The following is a 23,580-nucleotide window of genomic DNA, read 5'->3' on the forward strand; positions in this document are numbered from 1 at the left end:
TATGCGAATTGCAATTGTCAACGATTCGATCATCGCCACTGAAGCAATGCGAAGGGTGCTGCTCACCGTTGCAGAATATCGAGTCGTTTGGATGGCAAAAAATGGCGCGGAAGCGGTGACAAAATGCAGCCATGATTTGCCTGATTTAGTGTTAATGGATTTGCTTATGCCCGTGATGGACGGTGTTGAAGCCACTCGTCAGATTATGAAGCGATCGCCCTGCGCCATCCTCATCGTGACAGTAGACGTGAAGCAAAACGCCGCCAAAGTTTACGAAGCGATGAGCTATGGTGCTTTGGATGCCGTTAACACTCCGGTTTTAGGCAGCTACGGCAGTCCCGAAGTGACGCAAACGCTATTGCGAAAAATCGCCACGATCGAAAAGCTAATCCGCAAACCTACTCGACTTCCATCGACTTCTCCACCTCTGCTGGCTGCCGCTCCAATTTCTACGCTTTTGCCGCCATTAATTGCGATCGGATCTTCTACAGGTGGCCCCAAAGCGCTCGCGACAATTCTTGCACCGTTGCCCCAAGATTTCCGCGCTGCGATCGTCATTATTCAGCATGTAGACGCACAGTTTGCCCCTGGATTAATTGACTGGCTCGATCATCAAACCGCCTTGAAAGTGAAGAAAGCAGAAGTGGGCGATCGTCCTGAAAAAAGCTTGGTTCTGGTTGCTGCAACTGACGATCATCTAACTTTGAAATTCGATCGCACTTTAACTTATGTAAAAGAGCCAATTCACTATCCTTATCGACCCTCGATCGATGTTTTCTTCAAAAGCATTGCTCAATATTGGAGTGCTAAAGGAACGGCAATTTTGCTAACCGGAATGGGGCGAGACGGCGCAGAAGGACTCAGCTTATTGCGACAGCGTGGCTGGCGGACGATCGCCCAAGATCAAGCAAGCTGCGTCGTTTACGGAATGCCAAAAGCCGCAGCGGAACTGAATGCTGCCTCTCAAGTGATGAACCCCGAAGCGATCGCTTCCACCCTGCTCCACGATACCGCTCTGAAGCATTAATTCGCTATGAATGATCCAATTACTGTTTTACTGATTGACGATCAAACGATTATTGCAGAAGCTGTGCAGCAGATGCTTTCAACTGAAACAGATATCGCTTTTCACTACTGCGATGATCCGCTGCAAGCTCTAAAAGTAGCGAAGTTTTGTCAGCCAACAGTGATTTTACAAGATTTAATCATGCCGCAAATGGCCGGATTATTACTCGTGCGATTGCTGCGATCGATCGATGCACCGACGCATCAAATCCCGTTAATCGTTTTATCCAGTAAAGAAGACCCAGTAATTAAGGCACAAGCCTTTGAATATGGCGCAAATGACTACTTGGTGAAACTGCCCGATCGCGTTGAATTACTAGCGCGAATTCGCTATCACTCCAGAGCCTATACGAACTCGCAAAAAAGACAGGAAGCTGAAGTACAACTGCGAAATGAAAATGAGCGACAGGCGCTGTATATCGAACAAGTTGGCAAACTCACTGATGCGGCATTTGCGGTCGAGCAAAATACGTTTGAACCTGCAAAGTTAGATGGCATGAGCGATCGCGATGATGAATTAGGTCAGTTAGCGCGAGTGTTTACCCAGATGGTGAAAACGGTGAAGGTGCGCGAAGCTGAATTGGAACGACTAAAAGATTCTTTGGCTCGATTTTTTCCAGATGAATATCTCAGATTTTTGCGAAAAGATAGCGTAACTGAAGTTCAGCTTGGCGATTACGTCAGCAAAATTATGGCGGTGATGTTTAGCGATATTCGATCATTTACAACCATTTCTGAAAGTATGTCGCCCCGTGAAAACTTCGACTTTATTAATGCCTATTTAAAGCGCGTCAGCCCCGAAATTCGCAATCACTATGGCATCATTGTTAAATTTTTGGGCGATGGCATGATGGCCGTTTTTCCAGATGGCGCAGATGATGCACTCGCGGCGGGAATTGCGAAACATCAGCGTGTTCAAGAATATAATCAACAGCGATTAGCGAGGGGCGATCGACCCATCCAAATTGGCATCGGCATTCACGTTGGTTCGATGATGCTAGGAATGGTGGGCGAAAGCAATCGAATTCAAGGCGATGCTTTCTCAGACAATGTAAACTTAACGTCGAGACTAGAAGGACTAACAAAAATTTATGGCAGTTCGATGTTAGTGACAGGTCAAACATTGGAGCATTTGAGCCGTCCTGAAGCCTGCAAGGTTCGCTTTTTAGCCCATACGATCGTCAAAGGTCGCACAGAACCAATCGCCGTTTACGAAGTACTCAACACCGAACCCGACATCAGCCGCGATCGAAAACTGCAAACATTACCGCAATTTGAACAGGGCATTCAATGCTACTGCGATCGGAATTTCACTGAAGCGAAAGCCTGTTTTGAACAAGTGATAGCCGTTCATGCTGAAGATAAAACAGCACGACTTTATTTCGATCGAATTGAATTATTACTTTCCCAAGGTGTTCCCCAAAATTGGAGTTCAGCCTGGTCATTTTGACTTGTATTGCTGTCAGTACCAAATTGGCGATCGTGGTTTCGCGACGTGGTATCGTATCAATGAAATGCTGTTCTATAGTTAGACGCAGGCTCAAAACAAACCTCGTCTCTTTAACTGAAATAGAGCATCTTCGGCAGCTTGCTTTTCTGCTTCTTTTTTTCCACGTCCTTGACCTTCACCATAGAGTTCATTGCCCACATAAACTTTGGAAGCGAATTTTGGTGCGTGATCCATTCCGCCAACTCTCTCATTGATATAAGTTGGAATAGCTCCAAAATTTGCTTGTGCCCATTCCTGAAATCGATTTTTAGAATCGATATTGGAACGAGATACAACAATGTCTTGAGGCACAGAATCAAATAGCTCCTCCACTAAAGGTCGAAGCACATCAACATTTTGATTGTTGTCCAGATAGTATGCTCCGATTACCGCCTCGAAGGTGCTGCTGAGAAGATTTGGATTTTGAAACCCTCCTTCGCGAATTGCACCTTGCCCCAATCGCATTCTGAAGTCTAATCCAACTTCAGTCGCAAACTTTGCCAGTTGCTTTTCGTCCACTAGTGCCGATCGCCGTCGCGTCATTTCATCTTCTTCCATTTCCGAATAATGTTGATACAGATACTCGCCACTCAAAAAATTGAGGATTGCATCACCCAAGAATTCCAGTCGTTCGTTATGAGCTTCGCCAGGGTTCTCGTTAACATAAGAACGATGAGTCAACGCCTGTCGTAAAAGCTTTTCGTTTTGGAAATTTAGCAGTTTGTGCATTTTTGACTTCCGTTAAGGTAGCTGATTCAAACGATAGGCTTTGCTGGCTAGCTGGACAAGTTTTCGATTGGCCTTCTCCAAGCATTGCGCAATCACAATCACTTCTTTCCCAGCCTGTTTAAGTTTGCGAACAAGCGTTTTGAAGTCGCCATCTTCAGACACTAAAATTACCGTTTTGATGCTTGGATCATTCACAATAAATTGTTCGCAGTCAGCAATGAGTTTTCGATCGGCGTTGTTTTTGTTGCTTTTTGAAGCGGGAGCATTCGAGCAACGGAAACTCAAATTATCGAAAAGTTCTTCCCATTTAGCTTTTTCGCATCGCCAATGTGCATACACATTTTTGTAGCTGACTGTTCCAATTGTTTGAGCAAAGCTGATGAGTTTTTCAATTTGCTCTTTCGCACTTGCACGAACGTTCTGCCAATCCCAAAGAATTGCCACATTCGACTTAATCATGATTCACCTCAGTAAATTTGAGGCAGCATCAGAAATCAACTTGTATCAACAAAGCAAGCGCTCCAAAACGCTTGAAAGTTTGCTCTGAAGAGCGTTGATTGTCGTCTCAAACTCGCAATACCATTAAGCCTCAAACCACCATAGAGTTGCTAACTTGACCTAATATTCATGCTCTGAAAAAACTTCAAGCAGTCAAAACTGGTTCACTGCTTCAGAATTTGACCAAGCTAAATGTTAGACCAAGGTAAAAACTTTATGGTGAGTCAAGGTTCAGTGGTGCTGCTCATGAGACGAAAATCCAAGCATTACGCTTGACTTTAATCTCTGCTAGCTGCATTGAGCAAAAATTTAGCACTGCCGTTCTGCTCTTGTCAAGGTCTCAACTGCGATCGCCTCAGCCTTCGAGCAACGGGAAGCCCCGAAAATGCGCTAAAATTGTAGGAGCGAATGGCGGTATTTGGCAAGTATTTCGAGGTTGAATCGGAGCGATCGCTCAGCCTCGTCCGCTAGCGAAACAAAGAGCGCAACGTTTGGAGTTTTTACCCGTATGACTTTTTCCCAGGAGCCGACGCAAGAGCGGATTATTCCAACTGATCTGCGGGGTGAAATGTCCCGGTCTTACCTGGAATACGCGATGAGCGTCATCGTCGGTCGAGCGCTGCCCGATGCCAGAGATGGCCTCAAGCCCGTTCACCGTCGCATCCTCTACGCCATGCACGAACTTGGCTTGAGCGCCGATCGCCCCTTCCGAAAGTGCGCCCGTGTGGTTGGGGAAGTGCTGGGTAAATATCACCCGCACGGCGACACCGCTGTTTACGACGCTTTGGTGCGGATGGCGCAAGATTTTTCGATGCGAGCGCCGCTGATTAACGGACACGGCAACTTTGGCTCGATCGACAACGACCCGCCCGCCGCGATGCGATACACCGAATGTCGCTTGCAGGCGTTGACTTCCAATGCTTTATTGCGCGACATCGAAGCCGACACGGTGGATTTTGGCGACAACTTTGACGGGTCGCAGCAGGAACCGCTGGTCATGCCCGCCCGGATTCCGCAGTTGTTGCTGAACGGATCGTCGGGGATCGCGGTCGGCATGGCGACAAACATTCCACCGCACAACTTAAATGAACTGATCGACGGCGTGATCGCGCTGATTCAAAACCCAGAGATCACCGATCTGGAGTTGATGCAGCACATTCCTGGCCCCGACTTTCCGACTGGCGCTCAGATTTTAGGAACCAGCGGCATTCGCGAAGCCTACACGACCGGACGCGGATCGATCACGATGCGCGGCGTGGCGACGATCGAAACGATCGAACAGCGCGGCAGACCCGATCGCGAAGCGATTATCATCACCGAATTGCCGTTCCAGACGAACAAAGCCGCGATGATCGAGCGGATCGCCGAAATGGTGAATGAGCGCCGACTGGAAGGGATTCGCGATATTCGCGACGAGAGCGATCGCGACGGAATGCGAATTGTGATCGAACTGCGCCAAGACGCTTACGCTCGCGTCGTCCTGAACAACCTCTATAAGCAAACGCCGCTGCAAGCCAACTTCGGCGTGAATATGCTGGCGCTCGTCAATGGCGAACCGCAGCTTTTGACGCTGAAGCATTTCCTGCAAGTCTTCCTCGACTTCCGCATCGAAACGATCGAGCGTCGCACCCGCTACGAACTCCGGAAAGCCGAAGAACGCGATCATCTCTTGCAAGGCTTGCTGATCGCATTAGAAAATCTCGATGCAATTATCGATCTGATTCGTCATGCCGCCGATGCACCCACTGCTCGCGTCGAACTGATCGAAACTTACGGACTCTCGGAAGCTCAAGCGGATGCGATCTTGCAGATGCAGCTACGCCGTTTAACTGCGCTGGAAGCGGAGAAGATTCAGCAAGAACACGAAGAATTGCAGCGTCGGATCGCGGATTTGCAAGACATTCTCGATCGCCGCGAGCGTGTTTTGGAAATTATCCAAACCGAAATTAGCGAACTGCGATCGATGCACGGAACGCCGCGCCGCACCGTGATCGAACACACGGACGGCGAACTGGGCGACATCGATTTGATCGCCAACGACCAAGCCTTGATCCTTGTGACCGAGCAGGGCTACGTCAAGCGAATGCCCGTCAGCGAATTTGAAGCGCAAAGCCGAGCCACACGCGGCAAGGCCGGAGCGAAGATGAAGGAAGACGACAACATCGAACACTTCTTCACCTGCAACGACCACGACAGCGTGTTGTTCTTCAGCGATCGCGGCGTCGTCTACAGCCTGCGAGCCTACCAAATTCCGATCGCGTCTCGAACTGCGCGAGGTGTGCCGATCGTGCAAATGCTGCCGATCCCGCATGTTGAGAAAATTACCTCGATCGTGCCTGTGAGCGAATTCACGGACGACGAATATCTCGTCATGCTGACGCAAAACGGCTACATCAAGAAAACGGAACTCTCGGCCTTCAGCAACATCCGTGCCAACGGTCTGATCGCCATTTCGCTCGAAGAAGGCGATCAGCTACGCTGGGTGCGTCGCGCTCGTTCCGAAGACAGCGTGATTATCGGATCGCGCAAAGGCATGACCATCCACTTCCGCGCTAACCAAGAGCAACTGCGGCCTCTGGGCAGACCGACGAGGGGTGTCCGCGCCATGTCTCTGCGCGAAGGGGACGAACTGATCAGCATGGACATTCTGCCGAGTCAAGTGGCCGATATGGTCGCCAGTGCCGCCGATGCTGAAGTCGAGTCGGAAGCTGAAGACCTCGATCTCGCCGCACCGAGCAATCAAGGCCCTTGGGCACTGGTGATCACGATGGGCGGCTTGGGCAAGCGCGTTCCGGTTTCGCAGTTCCGCCTGCAAAATCGGGCGGGCATGGGTCTACGCGCCATCAAGTTCCGCAAAGCCGCTGACCAACTTGCTGCCCTGCTAATCGTCAATGACGAAGACGAAATCATGATGGTGTCGAGCCGAGGCATCATCATCCGCCAAGCCGTCAACGCGATCTCCTGTCAGTCTCGCGCCGCAACAGGTGTCCGCGTCCAGCGCTTAGACGAAGACGACGCGATCGCCGCCGTTGCGATCGTGCCTCCCTCGCAAGAAGGTGAAGAGGAAGAGGGCTAATCGGGTGGGGGGGTCTGCCGCGATCGCCCTCGCCAGTGGCATCGCAATGGGGCTGACCGTTGCGCCCGTCAATGCCTGGTTTTTGGGCTGGATTGCCCTCGCTCCGCTGTGGTTTTTGTTGCAGCAAGATCGATCAATTCGATCGCGTCTTTTGCTGGCTGGACTCTGGGGCATGGGCTATCACGGGACTGCGATCGTCTGGATTCTCGGCCTCCATCCGCTCACCTGGATGGGCGTTCCCTGGCTGGCAAGTGTGGCGATCGCCCTGTTCTGCTGGGTATTCATTGCCTGCTGGGGGGCGCTGCTGGTGATGAGTTGGGCGATCGCGCTCCACTTTCTGACTCGAAAATCTGGCTCGATCGAGCGTGTTTTGATCGGGACAGCCTTATGGTGTGCGCTCGAAGCAATTTGGTCGTCGGGCGCGTTGTGGTGGACATCGCTTTCGCTGACGCAAAGCCCGCATGACCTGGTGATTTTGCATCTGGGACAGATTTCGGGACCAACGGCAGTCGTGGCGGCGATCGTTGCCGTGAATGGCCTGCTGGCAGAAGGCGCAATTGCAATACCGCAACTCGATCGCGCCCGCAAATATTTCGCTACTGCTTTAGTGCTCCTTGTCGGATTGCATCTGATCGGCTTTGCGCTGTATAGCCGTCCGATCGCCCGACTTCCCGAAGCGGCAATCAATATCGGCATCGTGCAGGGGAACATTCCGACCCGCGAAAAGCTGTTTGACAACGGCATCCGCCGCGCTCTGACGGCTTACACCGAAGGCTATCGCAGTCTGACAAAAGTGAAAAATCCGGTGGATGCAGTTTTGACGCCAGAAGGGGCATTGCCTTGGCTGTGGATCGATTCCCCTCAGCAAAACTTGCTGTATCAGGCGATTCTCGATCGCAACATTCCCGCCTGGATTGGCACAGCCGGAAGCGTTCCGGATGGCTTAACCTGGAGCTTGTTCACCGTTTTGGGCAACGGTGAAATTGCGGGACGCTACGACAAGGTGAAGCTGGTTCCTTTAGGTGAATATATTCCGTTTCGATCGATTCTCGGCGGCTTCATCAATCGTCTTTCACCGCTCGAAGCGTCGATGATTCACGGAGCGCCAAATCAACAGTTTGCAACGCCGTTTGGACGGGCGATCGGCGGAATTTGCTTTGATTCTGCCTTCGCTTCGCTGTTTCGCAATCAGGCGGCAAATGGCGGCGAATTTATCTTAACTGCGTCAAATAATGATCCCTATAATGACGCGATGAAGTTGCAGCATGAAGCGCAAGATATCATGCGATCGATCGAAACCGATCGATGGGCAGCCCGCGCTACCAATACCGGATTTTCCGGTATCGTCGATCCGCATGGCCGCATCGAGTGGCGATCGCCCTCCAACGTCTACACCGTTCACGCTCACACGATCTATCGCCGTCTGACGCAAACGCTCTACGTCCGCTGGGGAGATTGGCTGCTGATTGTGTTGCTAATTGGCAGTGCGATCGCAATTAGCTACGAAGCGATCGCTTCGCGCAATTCCTGATAGACAAGCTGCAAATCTTTGAGCTGATAGTGAGCATTCAAACCGCTGGGATTGGGCAAAACCCAAATTCTCGTATTGTGCAGCATTTCGGATTGTTCACCCATCTTCGCTTTCGGCTGATTAAATGCCGTTCGATAGGCACTAATTCCCAGAATGGCTAATACTTTTGGCTGAAATCGATCGATCTTCTCCGCTAAATTCACATGACCTTGAATCAGTTCTTCCGGTGCAAGTTCATCGGCTCTGGCAGTGGCGCGATCGACAATATTCGTAATTCCAAATCCGAGTTTTGGCAAGTCGCGATCTTCGCTGGGAGAGAAGAGGCGGTCGGTAAATCCTGCCCCGTGCAGCGTTTTCCAAAAGCGATTGCCCGGACGCGCAAAATGATGTCCGACCACTGCGCTGTAAAGGCTGGGATTAATGCCGCAGAACAGTACCTGTAAATTTGGCGCGATGATATCTGGAACCGTTTGATTAACGGCGGCCTGAATTTCAGCTTTGGTCGGTTTCGGTAGCGACATTTTCGATCGAGTTTGACAGCGGAAAAAGGCGATCGCCTTTCTGCTTGATTGCCGTGAAATCAATTTCACGCCTCAAAGCGAAAACCCGTTCAAACGGGTTGACACAATCGATTCAGTCCGTTTCAACGGACTTCAGCAATTAGCCCGAACTTTAGTTCAGGGCACTCCAGCAGAAATCCGATCGCCTTCTTCCATCATGCCTGACGAGTTTAAACAAGCGAAAGGCAAGGTAAACTCCCGGCTTTTGAAGGAATAGTGCGGCCAACGGCGGTGGCGATCGCTTCCAAACCTTCTGCCAATTCTGCCATCGCATCGAGCGACAAGGCTTGGCGAGCATCCGACACGGATTCTTCGGGAACCGGATGACATTCGACCATGATGCCGTCGGCTCCGCAGGCGATCGCAGCCCGTGCCAAATCTGCGACGAGTTCGCGCTTTCCCGCTGCATGACTGGGATCAGCGATCACGGGCAGATGCGTGATTTGCTTGAGGGCGACGACTGCGCCCAAATCCAGGACGTTGCGCGTGTAGGAATCGAAGCTGCGGATGCCCCGTTCGCACAAAATCACGTTCGGATTGCCGTGACTGAGAATGTATTCCGCCGCCATCACGAATTCTTCGATCGTTGCGGCCAGTCCGCGCTTCAGCACAACGGGCTTATCGACTTCCCCCACTGCCTTGAGCAAATCGAAATTTTGCATGTTGCGGCTGCCAATTTGCAGCACATCGGCATACTGGGAAATCGTTTCAATTTGCGAAATTGCCATGACTTCCGTGATTACCGGGAAGCCGTAGCGATCGCGCACGTTTGCCAAAATCTGGAGTCCTTCCACGCCCAACCCCTGGAAATCATACGGCGAGGTGCGCGGTTTGAAGACGCCACCTCGAAGGGCTTGCACGGGCGCAACGGCTAAACGGCTTGCCACCGCTTCCATCTGCGCTGCATTTTCAACCGAACAGGGACCGCCCACAATCAGAAGATCCTGACCGCCGACCGTGACGCGATCGGACAGGTGCACGATCGATCGGTGGTCGGCATCAATTTTGCGGGCGAGCTTTGCTTTTTGCATGACTTGAAGAATTCCTTTGTGGGTTGGACATTAAAAAACCCGGAAGCCTTGTCGGTTCCGGGTGGCGCGACTTCACAGGACGACCTTTACCCAGAACCGTTTCGGGGCCAAAAAAAGTAAAAGCCGTAAAAAGAAGCGCGTTGCATTGAGACTTGGGATTTCTAGAAAAACAAAAACCGCAGTGTTCGGAACTGCGGTTCACTCAGAGGTTCAATCCAAAACTGGACTCACTCCAAGTGAACCTCTCTAAACCAAAAATAAAAGTAGCGCGGCGAAAATTTCATGAAGTTAGCCGTAGCTTTACTGATTCCTCGACAGTAACAGACGATCGCAAATCCCGTCAAGCGCTCGATCGATAGCAGTACAGCCGTTCATTCCGGTTCACTTTCCGCTTTTTCTGTAAACTATGGGATGGATTCACCGGATGGTTCGTTCACTCCATTCCACTCTAAATCGCCATGACTGACCGTTCTGCTGCTTCGCCGTCTCGTCGTCCCAAAGAAGCAAAACCCCTGCGCCAAACTTGGCTGGATGTGTTGGCGGTTGTAGCTTGGGGATTGGTTTTGCTCCGGTTCTGGCTGGCTGGCAAAATGCCTCTACTGCTGCACCCCAACTATGTCTGGTTGGCAGTGACAGCGGGCATCGCACTTTTGGGGCTGGGCGCTTGGAAGGCGAGGCAGGGCTGGATCATGCAGCGCAGGCGATCGCGATCGGTTCTGCCCAATCCTCAGCACTTCAATCTGCTGCCGCCCCGGTTGAGTAGCCTGCTGCTGCTGGTGGTCGCGCTGGTCGGATTGGGATTCACGCCGCGTCCGTTTGCCAGCGATGTCGCGCTCAATCGCGGCGTGACGGAAACGCTGACGATGACCAGAGCGCAGCCGCAGTCGTTTCGCGCCACTGTGAATCCAGAAGATCGATCGATCATCGACTGGATTCGCACCCTGAGCGTTTACCCGGAACCGGATGCCTACAGCGGTCAAAAAGTGGATGTGAAAGGCTTTGTCATTCATCCGCCCAATTTGCCGGAAGGCTATTTTGTGATTTCGCGGTTTGTAATTACCTGCTGCGCTGCTGATGCATATCCGGTCGGCTTGCCTGTGAAAATTGAAGGAAATCGATCGCAATATCCAGCCGACAGTTGGCAGCAAGTTCGCGGCAATATGATCACCGAAACCCTAGACAATCAGCGGCAGCTTGTGATTCAAGCGAGTGCGATCGAATCGGTTCCTCAACCGCGCAATCCCTACGCTTATTAGGCAAACGAAATCCCAGATTTTCGCTGAAATTCGATCGCTTTTTGCACACAATAAAGCAAGACTTTTAGCTAATTTTATCGGCGATCCAGTAGATGATCGGAGCGATCGCCAGCGCAGGCAAAAACGAACCGATTCGTACCTTTGCCACTTCCAGCAAGTTGAGTCCCAATCCGACAATCATCAGCCCGCCAACGCCCGTCATCAGCAGAACCGGAGCGGAATTTGCCGGATCGGGAATGGCTTGTGCCAAGCTGTTCGCTAGCAGCGACACGCCACCCTGATAAATCAGAACGGGCAGAATTGAGAACCCCACGCCGATGCCGTAGCCGCCCGTCAGCGCAAACGAGGCTAAGCCGTCCATTGTGGATTTAAGCGTCAGTAGCGTATTGTCTCCGGTCAGGCCGTTGTTGAGACTGCCGATCAGGGCAAGGGGGCCAATGCAAAACAGCAAGCTGGCGGCCACAAAGCCTTCGGTAAATTTGCCTTGACCGCGAAATTTGGTTTTTAGCCAGTCGCCGATCGCCTCCAACCGCTTTTCGACCTGCCACCACTCGCCCAGCAAGCCGCCAAACACGATCGCCAGCAGTCCCAAAATTACGCCTGCAATTTGTCCGCCCTTTGCCTGATTGAGGCTTCCGGCCATATCAAAGCCAACAAATAATGTGAGAATTCCGATCGCCTGCGGAATAATTTTTTGCATTTCGAGGGGCAAGCGTCCGCGCAGCAGCAAACCCATTCCCGTTCCAATTAAGACCGTTGCGACATTAATCCAAGTGCCGCTAGTTTTCATCCAAAAATTCAGCATCAGCGCGATCGAGTAGGCAACATGCTCGATCATAGCGAGGTGGCGCGATCGCTCGCGTCGATATCTGGTAGGGGTACGCCGTGCCCCTACCGTTTTCTTACCGCAATGAGCCGACTTTAAATGCCGTAGTAGTCGCGATACCAGCGGACAAATCGATCGATTCCCTGCTGAATTGAAGTGCTGGGCTTAAAGCCAACATCGCGCATCAAATCATCAACATCGGCAAAGGTGGCAGGCACATCTCCGGGCTGCATCGGCAAAAAGTTTTTCTGAGCGGTTTTGCCCATTGCCTGCTCGATCGCTTCGATGAACGTCATCAGTTCAACGGGATTATTATTGCCGATGTTGTAGAGTTTGTAGGGCGCAGATTCAGACTGCGGCGGCTGGTGAGTGACGCGCACCACGCCTTCAATAATGTCGTCAATATAGGTGAAGTCGCGCTGCATTTTGCCGTAGTTGTAGATGTCGATCGATTTGCCGTGAGCGATCGCATCTACGAACTTGAAATAGGCCATATCTGGGCGTCCCCATTCGCCGTAAACCGTAAAAAATCGCAGTCCGGTCGTTGGCAAACGATACAGATGACTGTAGGAATAAGCCATTAGCTCATTGGCTTTCTTCGTGGCAGCGTATAGCGAAATTGGATGATCGACATTATCGCTAATGGCAAACGGAACTTTGGTGTTGGCACCGTAAACAGAACTGGAAGAAGCGTAAACCAGATGCGGAGTATTTTGATGGCGGCAGCCTTCGAGAATGTTCAAAAATCCGACCAGGTTGCTGTCTGCATAAGCATGAGGATTTTGTAGCGAATAGCGAACGCCAGCTTGGGCTGCAAGATGCACTACCGCATCGAAGTGCTGGCCTGCAAACAGTTGAGCCATACCCGATCGATCGCCCAAATCTAAATACTGAAACGTAAAGTTCTTCTGATTGCTAAGCTGCTCCAACCGCGCTTTTTTCAGATTGACATCATAGTAGTCATTAAGATTGTCAATGCCATAAACCTGATGGCCGTCTGTCAGCAGTCGCTTCGCCAAATGATAGCCAACAAAGCCTGCCGCACCAGTCACTAGAATGTTCATTACTTTACTCACTCGACTGATCAGAATCTAGCTGCCTGTTTGGAGTTTCTACCCATTGCTCTTCACCTTCGTCAAATCTTCACCGAATTTGCGTGAATTCAACAGACTTTATTAAAAACATCGATCGATTTGAGCACAAGCGCGATCGCCCACAGTAAATTAAGAAGGCTCAGCGTTTGAGCATTGATGGTGTTCGATCGTAAAGGCTTCATGAATGCGCTGCGGCGGCTCTGTATTGAATGGGATATGGGTGGCTCTCCTCTCCTGCCGCGATCGAATTTTCGTTCGGTAGGGAAAACTGAAACGGCAACGATGCCGAACTGAGTTCCTCTGTCACTGGCGCGATCGGAGTTCCAAAATGCTGCAAAAACTCAAGCTGGGTTCCAAGTTTACCCTTCTGCTCACGCTCGTTTTTCTGGGCGGCATTGTGGTGAGTGGCATCACGCTGTCGAGCGCGATGCAGAACAAAGCCGAAAGCGAAATTACCACGAAAGCTCGCATTCTCACTGAGACGATGAACTCGGTGCGCGACTACACAAGCCAAAATGTCGTGCCCTACCTGAGCGAACAGCTAGCAACCGAAGCGGTTTTTGTGCGCGAGGCTGTGCCCGCCTTTGCCGCTCGTGAAGTGTTTGAGCGATTTCGGCAGCAGGGGAACTATCGCAATTTTCTCTACAAGGAAGCCGCCCTCAATCCGACTAATCCCAGAGACAAAGCAGACGAGTTTGAAACGCAGTTGGTGCAGGAGTTTCGCGCTCAGCCGCATTTGAAAGAAAAGTCGGGTTATCGATCGCTCGACGGCAAAAATTTGTTCTACATTGCTCGCCCGATGACCGTGACCGAAGCAAGCTGCCTGCAATGTCACGGCAGACCGGAAGTTGCGCCCAAAAGCTTAATTGCGATGTATGGCGACCAAGGCGGCTTCAACTGGCCGCTGAATACCGTGATTGCCGCCCAAACGATTTATGTGCCGATCGATACCGTCATTGCTCAGGGACATCAATATCTGCTGCTGACGATGAGCATTTTTGTCGGCATTTTCGCGGGCGTGATTTTGCTGATCAACAGTTTGCTGAAGCGAACGGTGATCAATCCAATCCGTAAGCTAACTGCGATCGCCCGTCGCGTCAGCGAAAGCCGCATGACGATCGAACAGGTCGGCGAATTTGACGCGCCCAGCATGGTGCAGGTGGCTCGTCGTGCTGATGAACCCGGACAGTTAGCTCGCGCCTTTCAGCACATGGCGCACGAAGTCGCAGCGCGTGAGCAAAATTTGGCGCAGGCCGTTGACGAGCGCACTGCCCAGCTTGCCCACAGCATGAAAGCCGCACAGCAAGCCAAGGCCGAAGCCGAGCAAGCAAATCAGGCGAAAAGCCAATTTCTTGCCAATATGAGCCACGAACTGCGAACGCCGCTCAACGCGATCATCGGCTACAGCGAAATGCTGCAAGAAGAAATGGAATTTGAGGCGGCAGATTTAGTTCCTGATGTGCAGAAAATTCACGGCGCAGGAAGACACCTGCTGGAACTGATTAACAACATTTTGGATTTGTCCAAAGTGGAAGCGGGCAAGATGGAGCTTTACCTAGAATCCGTGTCGATCGCTCTTTTGGTCGAAGAAGTTGCCAGCACAATTCGCCCGATCGTCGCCAAAAACGAAAACACTTTGGTTGTCCACTGCCCGTCTGATCTGGGCGGCATGATTGTGGATGTCACGAAGCTCCGTCAAAGCTTGCTGAATCTGCTTTCAAATGCCAGCAAATTTACTCAAAACGGCACGATTACGCTTTCGGTGAAAAAGGTAGAAGCCAAAGCGGAAGCCGAATCCGCGCTGAGTTTGCCTATCACCTTGTGCCTGTTTCAAGTTTCTGATACAGGCATCGGAATGACAGCCGAACAGCAAGCCAAGCTGTTTCAAGCCTTTACCCAGGCCGATGCTTCAACAACGCGCCACTATGGAGGCACTGGGCTGGGACTGGTGATTACGCAGAAATTCACGCAGATGATGGGCGGCAAAATTTCCGTTCGCTCTCAGGCCGGAAAAGGCACGACCTTTACGATCGCCCTGCCCGAACGAGTTCAAGATTCAACGATTTCTGCTGAACCGATCGAACCTGTGTCGATCGACTCCAGACTGTATTTGTCAGATTCCGATTTGCCGATCGTCCTGGTGATCGACGACGATCCTGCCACGCATGACCTGATGCAGCGCAACTTGAGCCGCGAAGGATTCTACGTGGTTGGTGCTGAAAATGGCGCAGCCGGGCTGCAACTGGCTCGCAGCAAACCGCCCAGTGCGATCGTGCTGGATGTGAAGCTTTCCGCTCACGAAGACGGCTGGGCAGTGCTTAGCGCTCTGAAAGCCGATTCTAAGCTGGCAGAAATTCCGGTGATTATGGTGACGATCGTGGATGACAAAAAACTGGGCTATGCGCTGGGCGCAGCGGATTATCTGGTCAAGCCGATCGATTTCGATCGGCTGATCACGCTGTTGCGTCAGCATTGTCGCCCTGCTACTGCCAAGTTGCCACAGGTCTAAGGACAGCAGGAATTTCGCCTTGATCGAGCGGAAATTCCAGCATTGTTTCTTTTAGCCCAAGGTAGCCCGATTCGGTGAACGACATCAGCATTCGCTGTAGGGCGAGCCACACTTCCGATTCATATTCCCAGTCTTTGTAGCGCGAAGCGTGTCCGGCGATCGACTTGAGCGCCCAAAAATAGCTGTTGCGTACGATCGACCCGCCTTTTTTGAATTCGGGCAAATCTTCGTGGTGTAAAAAAATAACATCGTCTTCAATTCTTGCTCGCATAGCGTGTTTGATTAAATTGACACAAACGATCCAACTTTTGATGCAAATTTGCCGTGAATTCCCGCAGTTTTAGTAGATTGTGAAGCCAAATCCTTCTATTCTCATTCTAGAAACTTCAATTCATTTCGCCCCCATGACTGCATCTGCGATCGCGCCTTTCGGCTCCTGGAAATCTCCGATTACTTCTGATTTGATTGTCGCTGGCACAATTAGCCTAGGGCAAATTGCGATCGACCACGAAGACATCTACTGGAGTGAAATGCGTCCCACTGAAGCCGGACGCAATGTAATTGTCCGGCAAAGCACGGATGGGAAAATCACGGACATCACGCCGACGCCGCTCAACGTCCGCACCAGAGTTCACGAATACGGCGGCGGCGCATATGTCGTTGAAGCTGGCGTGGTTTATTTCTCCAATTTTGCCGATCAGCGGCTTTATCGACAGCCGATCGACAAAGAACCCGAAGCCATCACGCCCGAAGCGCCAATGCGCTATGCCGATGCGGTCGTCGATCGATCGCGCCACCGCTTGATCTGCGTTTGCGAAGACCACAGCGGCAAAGGTGAACCCGTCAATTCAATCGCCAGCGTTTCGATCGAGTCGGGTGAAGTTACCGTCCTGGCATCCGGCTTTGACTTCTACGCCGCGCCGCGCTTGAGTCCCGATGGAGCAAAGCTGGCATGGATCTGCTGGAATCATCCGAATATGCCTTGGGACGGCACCGAGCTTTGGCTGGCCGATGTGCAGACAGATGGATCGATCGTGGCTCCGGTGCGAATTGCGGGCGGCATCTCAGAATCGATTTTTCAGCCGGAATGGTCGCCGGATAACGTTCTGTATTTTGTCAGCGATCGCACAGGCTGGTGGAATTTGTATCGCTGGCGGAACGAGTCGAATGCTTCGCAGCCAGGAAGTAGCGAGCCGCTGTGCGAAAAGTCGGCAGAATTTGGCTTGCCACACTGGATTTTTCGCATGTGTACCTATGGTTTTGAATCGGCGCAGAGCTTGATTTGCACCTATGTTGAAAACGGCATTCAGCACATTGCCCGACTTGATACAAAAACGCTTGATCTCACCGAAATTCCCATTCCCTACGCCAGCGTGAGCGGTCTGCGCGTCGGGGCAGGATTCGCTGTGTTTGGAGCCGGATCGCCCACCATGCCCGGCGTCATTACGCGGCTGGATCTTCAGTCGGGCGAAGTCACTGTTCTGCGGCGATCGAGCGGACTGGAAATTGATCCTGGCTATCTGTCGATTCCCGAAGCGATCGAGTTTCCCACCGAAAACGGCTTGAGCGCTTATGGATTCTACTACGCACCAAAAAATCGCGATTTTGCTGCGCCAGCGGGCGATCGACCTCCCTTACTCGTCAAAAGTCACGGTGGCCCCACTGCCGCCACTTCGCCCAACTTCAATCCCAGCATTCAGTATTGGACAAGTCGCGGCTTTGCAATTCTGGATGTCAACTATGGCGGCAGCACCGGATATGGACGCGCCTATCGAGAACGCCTGAAAGATTGCTGGGGTATTGTTGATGTGGATGACTGCGTGAACGGCGCAAAATACCTGGTCGATCGCGGTTTGGTGGATGGCGATCGACTCTGCATCGATGGCGGCAGTGCCGGAGGCTACACAACACTGGCCGCGCTGACGTTCCGCGATTTGTTCAAAGCAGGCGCGAGCTTTTATGGCGTCAGCGACCTGGAAGCACTTGCCACCGACACACACAAATTCGAGTCGCGCTATCTTGACGGCTTGATTGGCGCATATCCAGCGAGAAAAGATTTATATCACCAGCGATCGCCCATTCACGCGGTCGATCGCCTGTCGTGTCCGGTCATTTTCTTTCAGGGCGACGAAGACAAAATCGTGCCGCCCAATCAAGCGGAAATGATGGTCAACGCTTTGCGCCAAAAGGGATTGCCCGTTGCCTACGTGCTATTTGCAGGCGAACAGCATGGCTTTCGTAAAGCTGAAAACATCAAGCGCACGCTTGACGGGGAATTCTATTTTTACTCTAGGGTGTTTGGGTTTGAGCCTGAGGACGCGATCGAGCCTGTGGCGATCGAAAATCTGTGAGGGCGCTGATAGGATGCGAATGGTGGTCGGGGCGGTTCGCAAACCGTTCCCACCGTAAATGCGGCAGGTTTTTATCTGAATTTAGTAAACTAAGGCGAAGGGATTCCAAGCAAAGCGGGAGAAACGGGTGCGGCTGTTCACAACAATCGCAGGCTTGCGCTGCTACTTGCAAATCGAAAAATTTGGGCAGCGGCAGCACTGGGCGACAGCAGCATCCGCGACCGCTTCACCATCGATGATTTCCGTCGCGCTCGTGCCGACAATGGGCGCTTTGCACGCCGGACACCTGAGCTTGATCGATCGCGCCCGTCAGGAAAACGATCGCGTTATTGTTAGCATTTTCGTCAATCCTCTTCAGTTTGCGCCCAACGAAGATTTTCAGCAGTATCCGCGAACACTAGAGGCCGATCGCCAGCTTTGTGAACAGGCAGGCGTGGACGCAATCTTTGCGCCAGATGCGGCTGAGTTATATGGCGTAAATTTTGACGATCGATCCTTGACGGAGGTGATTCCGCCTGCGATGATGATTCGCGGCTTGTGCGGAAAATCGCGTCCCCATCACTTTCAGGGTGTGGCAACCGTCGTCACCAAACTGCTCAACATCGTTCAGCCCGATCGCGCCTATTTCGGTCAGAAAGATGCTCAGCAGTTGGCCGTTTTGCGGCGCGTGGTTGCCGATCTGAATTTGCCCGTCGAGATTGTTCCCTGTCCGATCGTGCGCGAAGCGAACGGTTTGGCTTTGAGTTCGCGCAATCAGTATTTGTCGGCTGAATCGCGATCGCAAGCCGCTGTGATCTACCGCAGCTTACAGCGGGCAAATCAGCTTTTCGCCAAAGGGGAACGCCAAAGCCAACCGTTGATTGCTGCCGTTCGTGCAGAACTCGCGATCGCGTCGGATCTTCAGCCTGAATATGTCGAGCTTGTCCATCCAACCACCATGATGCCGCTAAAGAGAATCGAAGAAACTGGTTTGCTAGCCGTTGCTGCCCGCTTGGAGTCCACCCGTTTAATTGACAATTTGATTTTGCGCGATCGCCGTCCGATCGTGGCGATCGACGGACCGGCGGGAGCCGGAAAATCAACGGTTGTGCGGCAGGTCGCGCAGGAATTGGGACTGCTGCACCTCGACACCGGAGCAATGTATCGAGCCGTAACCTGGCTGGTTTTGCAGTCGGGGATCGCGATCGAAGACGAACCTGCGATCGCAGAATTTGCCAGCCGCTGCGACATTCAGCTTGAGGGTCAGCAGGTTTTAATCAATGGTCAAGATGTGACGCACGACATTCGCAGCCTGGAAGTGACAGCGCAGGTGTCGGCGATCGCGGCTCAGCCCGCCGTCCGGCAGGAACTCGTGAAGCGGCAGCAGCAGTATGGTCGGCGCGGTGGCGTCGTGATGGAAGGGCGCGATATCGGCACGTTCGTTTTTCCCGATGCGGAACTGAAGATTTTTCTCACCGCCTCGGTGCAGGAACGCGCTCGGCGGCGGCAGCAAGATTTGAAAGATCAAGGCCGTCCGGAAGTGAGCCTAGAAGATTTGGAGTGGGCGATTTTGGAGCGCGATCGCAAAGACAGCACGCGCACGATCGCCCCGCTCCGCAAAGCGGCAGACGCGATCGAAATTCAGTCAGACGGACTCAGCATTGAAGCAGTCGTAGCGGAAATTGTGCGGCTGTATCGCGATCGCTGTGAACCGCGATCGGCTGAGTAGCGTTCGTCAACAAGCCGCGATCGCTGCTGTGAATCAGCAAAAGATCCGGCTCAATTTGCAAAAGAGTGGCGTCTTGCAAGGTTTGCTCTGCAAGCAGTTGCGGCGGTTGGCCTCCTGCTCATGAGCGTAGTTTTCCAGGTCGTCAACCGCCAGCAGGCTGGCTGCAAGTTTTGGTTGTCGCTACCGTTGATTGCAGGATTGGTTTGGCGAGTTGGCAATCAAATTACGACCCACGTGAATTACGGCCAACCGGGAATCCACTGAGTTCCGGCTAGCGGCAATCGCGCCATTGCTGCGGCTTCCACTGTAAGGGCGACGAGATCTTCGCGTTCGAGGTGGTGAACGTTTTGTTTGCCGCAGGCGCGGGCGATCGTCGTCATTTCCATATTCAGCGTCTTCAGGTAGTTCTTCACCCGCCGCGCTCCGATTTCTGGCTCCAGTCGCTTTTCCAAAATTGGATCTTGTGTTGTCACGCCAACCGGACATTTCCCCGTGTGGCAGTGATGACAGTAGCCCGGAGCCGTGCCCAAATCGGCGTAATCTTCCGCCGCTGAATGGTGTTCGCCGTCTTGAATGTAGGTGTGACTGTTGCAGCCCAAAGCGACTAAGATACCTTGCCCGATCGATACGGCGTCTGCGCCCATTGCGATCGCTTTCGCCACATCCGCGCCCGTGCGAATGCCACCAGAAACAATCAGTTGCACCTGATCCTTCATGTTCATATCTTCCAGCGCATCCACTGCCTGACGCACAGCCGCCAGCGTAGGAATGCCGACATGCTCAATGAAGACGGTTTGCGTTGCCGCCGTCCCGCCCTGCATTCCATCAACAACGACGACATCGGCTCCGGCATGAACGGCGAGCTTGACATCGTTGAAGGTTCGCGATGCGCCAACTTTGACATACACTGGCTTTTCCCAGTCGGTGAGTTCACGCAGTTCTTGAATTTTGATTGTCAGGTCGTCGGGGCCAGTCCAGTCGGGATGGCGACAGGCCGATCGCTGATCCACGCCTTCTGGCAAAGTCCGCATCTCGGCAACTCTGGGATTAATTTTCTGACCGAGCAGCATTCCGCCGCCTCCGGGTTTTGCGCCCTGCCCGATGACGATTTCGATCGCATCCGCCTTTCGCACATCATCTGGGTTGAATCCGTAGCGCGACGGCAAGCATTGATAAATCAAAGTTTTGGAAGATAATCTTTCTTCGGGCGTCATGCCGCCATCGCCCGTTGTGGTTGAAGTGCCGACTTCCGTAGCTGCTAGTCCGATCGCTTCTTTTACGTTGGCTGAGAGCGATCCGAAGCTCATTCCGGCGATCGTAATTGGCATTTCCAGTTCGATCGGTTTGCTGGCGTAGCGCGTTCCTAAAATCGTTTTCGTCACGCACTTTTCGCGGTAGCCTTCCAGCGGATATCGCGTCAGAGATGCACCCAAAAATACGAGATCATCGAAGTGCGGTAATCTTCGTTTTGCGCCAAGTCCGCGAATTTCGTAGAGTCCGTGTGCGGCGGCATTTTGGATGTAGTTGAGGGTGCGGCGATCGTATCCTGCCGATTCTTCGAGTGATGGTGGATTGTGTGAGGGAAAATTCATGATTTTAGTTCGTTGAAAAGTTTTTTATGAAACGGGTTGAAGTTTGCTGCGTAGAAGATTTAACCCTAGCGCAATGTAAACTCCGCCTGAAATTCGCTCTAGCCAAACGGCAAACTGAGAGTTTCTTCGGATGGTTTGAGTGGTGGATGAGGCGAAGAGGGCGATCGCCAAACACCAAACAGTCGAACCCACTACAAACAAGATGCCAAGCAACAGGAAAGGCAATGCTCCAAAACCTGACCGAGAATCAACAAATTGCGGCAAAAATGCTAAAAAGAAAATTGCAATCTTCGGATTCAAAACGTTTGTGATAATTCCTTGACGATAAATTTGCCAGCGACTCATCAGCTTTACTTCAGGTGTAGCCAAATTAGACTTTTTGAATAAAGCTTGAACGCCCAAATAAATCAAATATGCGGCTCCTGCTAGTTTGACTGCTGTAAATGCCCAAGCTGAAGCGGCCAAAATTGCAGACAGGCCAAATGCTGCAAAGGTTGTGTGAATTAAAATGCCGCTGCCAATGCCGATCGCGGATACTAAACCCGCCTGCCGACCTTGAGAAATACTGCGAGCAATAATGTACATCGTATCGACACCCGGAGTTAGCCAAACCAACAAGCTCGCTAATAGAAACGCCCAAAGATCATGAATTCCAAACATCTTTTTTACCGCAATTAATATTCTTGATTGGCATCGGCGTTCCAGTGGTAAAGCTGTTTGGCCGAAGCGATGCGCTGAAAGTCTTTCGGGTTGTGGGAGAGTCCGGCTTTGGTGAGGAGAGTGGCGATCGCCTCATAATCCCCTTCACCCATCGGTTCAAGCTGAGCATCCGCCCCCAGCGATTTCACCGTTCCGCGCACATAAATGACGGCTTCATAAAGCGAATCACCTAAAGCGTCTCCGGCATTTCCACAGATCACCATTCGTCCCGCCTGTGCCATGAATGCCGAGAAACTACCGACGCTGCCGCCAACCACGATATCCGCGCCTTTCAGGGAAATGCCGCAGCGCAAGCTGGCATCTCCCTCGATTACCAAGAGTCCGCCCTGCGCCGATGCGCCTGCTGAAACCGAGGCGAAGCCTTTGACATGGACGCGACCGGACATCATATTTTCCGCCACGCCCGATCCGGCATTGCCGAAGAGCGTCACGTTCGCCAGCTTGTTCATGCCTGCGGCGTAGTAGCCGACGTGACCGTGAATTTCGACAGTGGCGGGTGCGTCAAGTCCAACTGCGACATTATGCGCCCCGTCCGGATTGAGAATCGTGATTTTCTGACCGCTGATGTCGCCATGCAGATAGCGATTCACCTCACGCAGCGGCGTTTGCGACAGGTCGAACGTCACATCCGTAATTACACTGTCCATACGTACATCTCCTCTGGCGCGGGTTCGTAGAGGCGGGCGTGTTTGACATCGGGGAGGTGGGCGAGAGAGCGGAATTCACTCGCGATCGCCACATAATCATCGGTTTCAGCCACGATCGCAGGCTTGCAGGCAAACGCATCGCGCACTAAGGCCAGCTTGTCTGCCGTGCCCATCAAGAAGGTGTAGAAGCCGTCGAGTTCTTCAAAACCCTTTTGCAGCGCGGTTTCGAGGTCGTCGCCTTCACGCATTCGCCATTCAAGATAGCGGCAGGCGGCCTCGGTATCGTTGTCCGTCTCAAACACAATGCCCAGCGGTTCGAGCTTGCGGCGAATTTCGTAAGGATTTGATAAAGAGCCGTTGTGGACGAGGCAAAAATCTTCGCCCGCCGTGAACGGGTGCGCGTGAGCGGGCGTGACAGCGGACTCGGTTGCCATGCGCGTGTGGCCGACCAGATGCGTTCCTCTCAAAGTTTGGAACTGGTAGCGATCGCTCACCTGCTGCGGCTTCCCGGTATCTTTGTACAGATCGATCGTCCGTCCGGTCGAGAGTACGTGAATCTGCGGATGGTTCACTTTGAGCCACTGCTTGACGCGATCGGGCAGAACGCTCGCTGTCAAAACCGCATGATTTCCCTGAGCGTGGATTTGCGGTGAACTGTCAAACTCAATCTTGAAGTCTTGCCCCAAGTGTGACCAGTCGATCGCCTGACTGCCGGAATACAAGCTGTATTTGCGATCGCCTTCTTCCAAAGTTTCGGTAAATACAGCGAGTCCGGCAGAGTCGGGACCGCGATCGCTCATCCCGATCAGCATCGGAACCATCAGTGCGCCCAACGATTCACGTAGTTCCGGTTTTTTGATTAGCAATCCAATAATTCCGCACATGGTAGATGGTGGTT

The 23,580-nt window shown here is 52.3% G+C and carries 19 protein-coding genes; 8 read left to right on the plus strand and 11 right to left on the minus strand.

Annotation, left to right across the window (positions count from 1 at the left end; genetic code table 11):
- Window position 1: 1 nt before the first annotated feature.
- Together H6F67_RS13875 and H6F67_RS28135 are read left to right on the plus strand one after the other, a co-directional pair.
- Window positions 2-1,027: a chemotaxis response regulator protein-glutamate methylesterase gene (locus H6F67_RS13875; protein ID WP_190767187.1), complete on the plus strand. Its 1,026-nt coding sequence runs from the start codon at window positions 2-4 to the stop codon at window positions 1,025-1,027.
- 6 nt (window positions 1,028-1,033) lie between these two features.
- Window positions 1,034-2,515, plus strand: a complete 1,482-nt coding sequence (locus H6F67_RS28135) for a response regulator (RefSeq protein ID WP_190767188.1) — start codon at window positions 1,034-1,036, stop codon at window positions 2,513-2,515.
- A gap of 90 nt (window positions 2,516-2,605) precedes the next feature.
- Here H6F67_RS28135 and rnc read toward each other — a convergent pair whose 3' ends face one another.
- Window positions 2,606-3,283 carry a ribonuclease III gene (rnc, locus tag H6F67_RS13885; RefSeq protein ID WP_190767189.1) on the minus strand — a complete coding sequence of 226 codons (678 nt, stop codon included), beginning with the start codon at window positions 3,281-3,283 and terminating at the stop codon, window positions 2,606-2,608.
- 12 nt (window positions 3,284-3,295) lie between these two features.
- Window positions 3,296-3,742 carry an NYN domain-containing protein gene (locus H6F67_RS13890; RefSeq protein WP_190767190.1) on the minus strand — a complete coding sequence of 149 codons (447 nt, stop codon included), beginning with the start codon at window positions 3,740-3,742 and terminating at the stop codon, window positions 3,296-3,298.
- 547 nt (window positions 3,743-4,289) lie between these two features.
- Here H6F67_RS13890 and gyrA point away from each other — a divergent pair.
- Together gyrA and lnt are read left to right on the plus strand one after the other, a co-directional pair.
- Window positions 4,290-6,857 (plus strand): DNA topoisomerase (ATP-hydrolyzing) subunit A, encoded by a 2,568-nt coding sequence (gyrA, locus tag H6F67_RS13895; protein WP_190767191.1) that lies wholly within the window; start codon window positions 4,290-4,292, stop codon window positions 6,855-6,857.
- A 4-nt stretch (window positions 6,858-6,861) separates the two neighbouring features.
- Window positions 6,862-8,388 (plus strand): apolipoprotein N-acyltransferase, encoded by a 1,527-nt coding sequence (lnt, locus tag H6F67_RS13900; protein ID WP_313926828.1) that lies wholly within the window; start codon window positions 6,862-6,864, stop codon window positions 8,386-8,388.
- Here the strand turns inward: lnt and mug are convergent.
- The gene (mug, locus tag H6F67_RS13905; protein WP_190767192.1) at window positions 8,358-8,909 is read right to left on the minus strand and encodes a G/U mismatch-specific DNA glycosylase; all 552 of its coding nucleotides are present in this window, start codon (window positions 8,907-8,909) and stop codon (window positions 8,358-8,360) included. The two genes, lnt and mug, sit on opposite strands and share 31 nt — an antisense overlap.
- A 209-nt stretch (window positions 8,910-9,118) precedes the next feature.
- Window positions 9,119-9,979 (minus strand): 3-deoxy-7-phosphoheptulonate synthase, encoded by an 861-nt coding sequence (gene aroF / locus H6F67_RS13910; protein WP_190767193.1) that lies wholly within the window; start codon window positions 9,977-9,979, stop codon window positions 9,119-9,121.
- Between the two features lie 458 nt (window positions 9,980-10,437).
- Here aroF and H6F67_RS13915 point away from each other — a divergent pair, with 458 nt between their 5' ends.
- Window positions 10,438-11,235, plus strand: coding sequence for a TIGR03943 family putative permease subunit (locus H6F67_RS13915; protein WP_190767194.1), 798 nt, complete (start codon window positions 10,438-10,440; stop codon window positions 11,233-11,235).
- 64 nt (window positions 11,236-11,299) lie between these two features.
- On the opposite strand, the gene H6F67_RS13920 is transcribed toward H6F67_RS13915, so the two are convergent.
- Together H6F67_RS13920 and H6F67_RS13925 are read right to left on the minus strand one after the other, a co-directional pair.
- Window positions 11,300-12,073, minus strand: coding sequence for a DUF554 domain-containing protein (locus H6F67_RS13920; RefSeq protein WP_242020623.1), 774 nt, complete (start codon window positions 12,071-12,073; stop codon window positions 11,300-11,302).
- 83 nt (window positions 12,074-12,156) lie between these two features.
- The gene (locus H6F67_RS13925) at window positions 12,157-13,125 is read right to left on the minus strand and encodes an NAD-dependent epimerase (protein ID WP_190767195.1); all 969 of its coding nucleotides are present in this window, start codon (window positions 13,123-13,125) and stop codon (window positions 12,157-12,159) included.
- A 358-nt stretch (window positions 13,126-13,483) separates the two neighbouring features.
- On the opposite strand from H6F67_RS13925, the gene H6F67_RS13930 reads away from it, so the two are divergent.
- Window positions 13,484-15,664: a DUF3365 domain-containing protein gene (locus tag H6F67_RS13930; RefSeq protein WP_190767196.1), complete on the plus strand. Its 2,181-nt coding sequence runs from the start codon at window positions 13,484-13,486 to the stop codon at window positions 15,662-15,664.
- Here the strand turns inward: H6F67_RS13930 and H6F67_RS13935 are convergent.
- Window positions 15,639-15,935, minus strand: a complete 297-nt coding sequence (locus H6F67_RS13935) for a hypothetical protein (RefSeq protein WP_190767197.1) — start codon at window positions 15,933-15,935, stop codon at window positions 15,639-15,641. The genes H6F67_RS13930 and H6F67_RS13935 overlap by 26 nt on opposite strands.
- 133 nt (window positions 15,936-16,068) lie before the next feature.
- On the opposite strand from H6F67_RS13935, the gene H6F67_RS13940 reads away from it, so the two are divergent.
- Together H6F67_RS13940 and H6F67_RS13945 are read left to right on the plus strand one after the other, a co-directional pair.
- Window positions 16,069-18,015, plus strand: a complete 1,947-nt coding sequence (locus H6F67_RS13940; protein WP_190767198.1) for a S9 family peptidase — start codon at window positions 16,069-16,071, stop codon at window positions 18,013-18,015.
- A 127-nt stretch (window positions 18,016-18,142) separates the two neighbouring features.
- The gene (locus H6F67_RS13945) at window positions 18,143-19,723 is read left to right on the plus strand and encodes a bifunctional pantoate--beta-alanine ligase/(d)CMP kinase (RefSeq protein WP_190767199.1); all 1,581 of its coding nucleotides are present in this window, start codon (window positions 18,143-18,145) and stop codon (window positions 19,721-19,723) included.
- Window positions 19,724-19,962: 239 nt separating this feature from the next.
- On the opposite strand, the gene H6F67_RS13955 is transcribed toward H6F67_RS13945, so the two are convergent.
- The 4 genes from H6F67_RS13955 to H6F67_RS13970 all read right to left on the minus strand — a co-directional run bounded on the left by H6F67_RS13955 (window position 19,963) and on the right by H6F67_RS13970 (window position 23,566).
- Entirely contained in the window at window positions 19,963-21,051 is a 1,089-nt protein-coding gene (locus H6F67_RS13955) for an FMN-binding glutamate synthase family protein (protein ID WP_396797944.1), read from the minus strand.
- A gap of 288 nt (window positions 21,052-21,339) precedes the next feature.
- Entirely contained in the window at window positions 21,340-21,975 is a 636-nt protein-coding gene (locus H6F67_RS13960) for a LysE family translocator (RefSeq protein ID WP_190767202.1), read from the minus strand.
- A gap of 14 nt (window positions 21,976-21,989) precedes the next feature.
- On the minus strand, window positions 21,990-22,682 hold the full coding sequence (locus H6F67_RS13965) for a protein glxC (protein WP_190767203.1): 693 nt from the start codon (window positions 22,680-22,682) through the stop codon (window positions 21,990-21,992).
- Complete coding sequence (locus tag H6F67_RS13970; protein ID WP_190767204.1) at window positions 22,670-23,566, minus strand: class II glutamine amidotransferase; 897 nt, start codon at window positions 23,564-23,566, stop codon at window positions 22,670-22,672. The genes H6F67_RS13965 and H6F67_RS13970 overlap by 13 nt, the downstream gene beginning before the upstream one ends.
- Window positions 23,567-23,580 lie beyond the last annotated feature (14 nt).

The organism is Microcoleus sp. FACHB-1515, from assembly GCF_014696105.1.
In the GTDB taxonomy this organism is placed as follows: Bacteria; Cyanobacteriota; Cyanobacteriia; order Elainellales; family Elainellaceae; genus JAAUTJ01.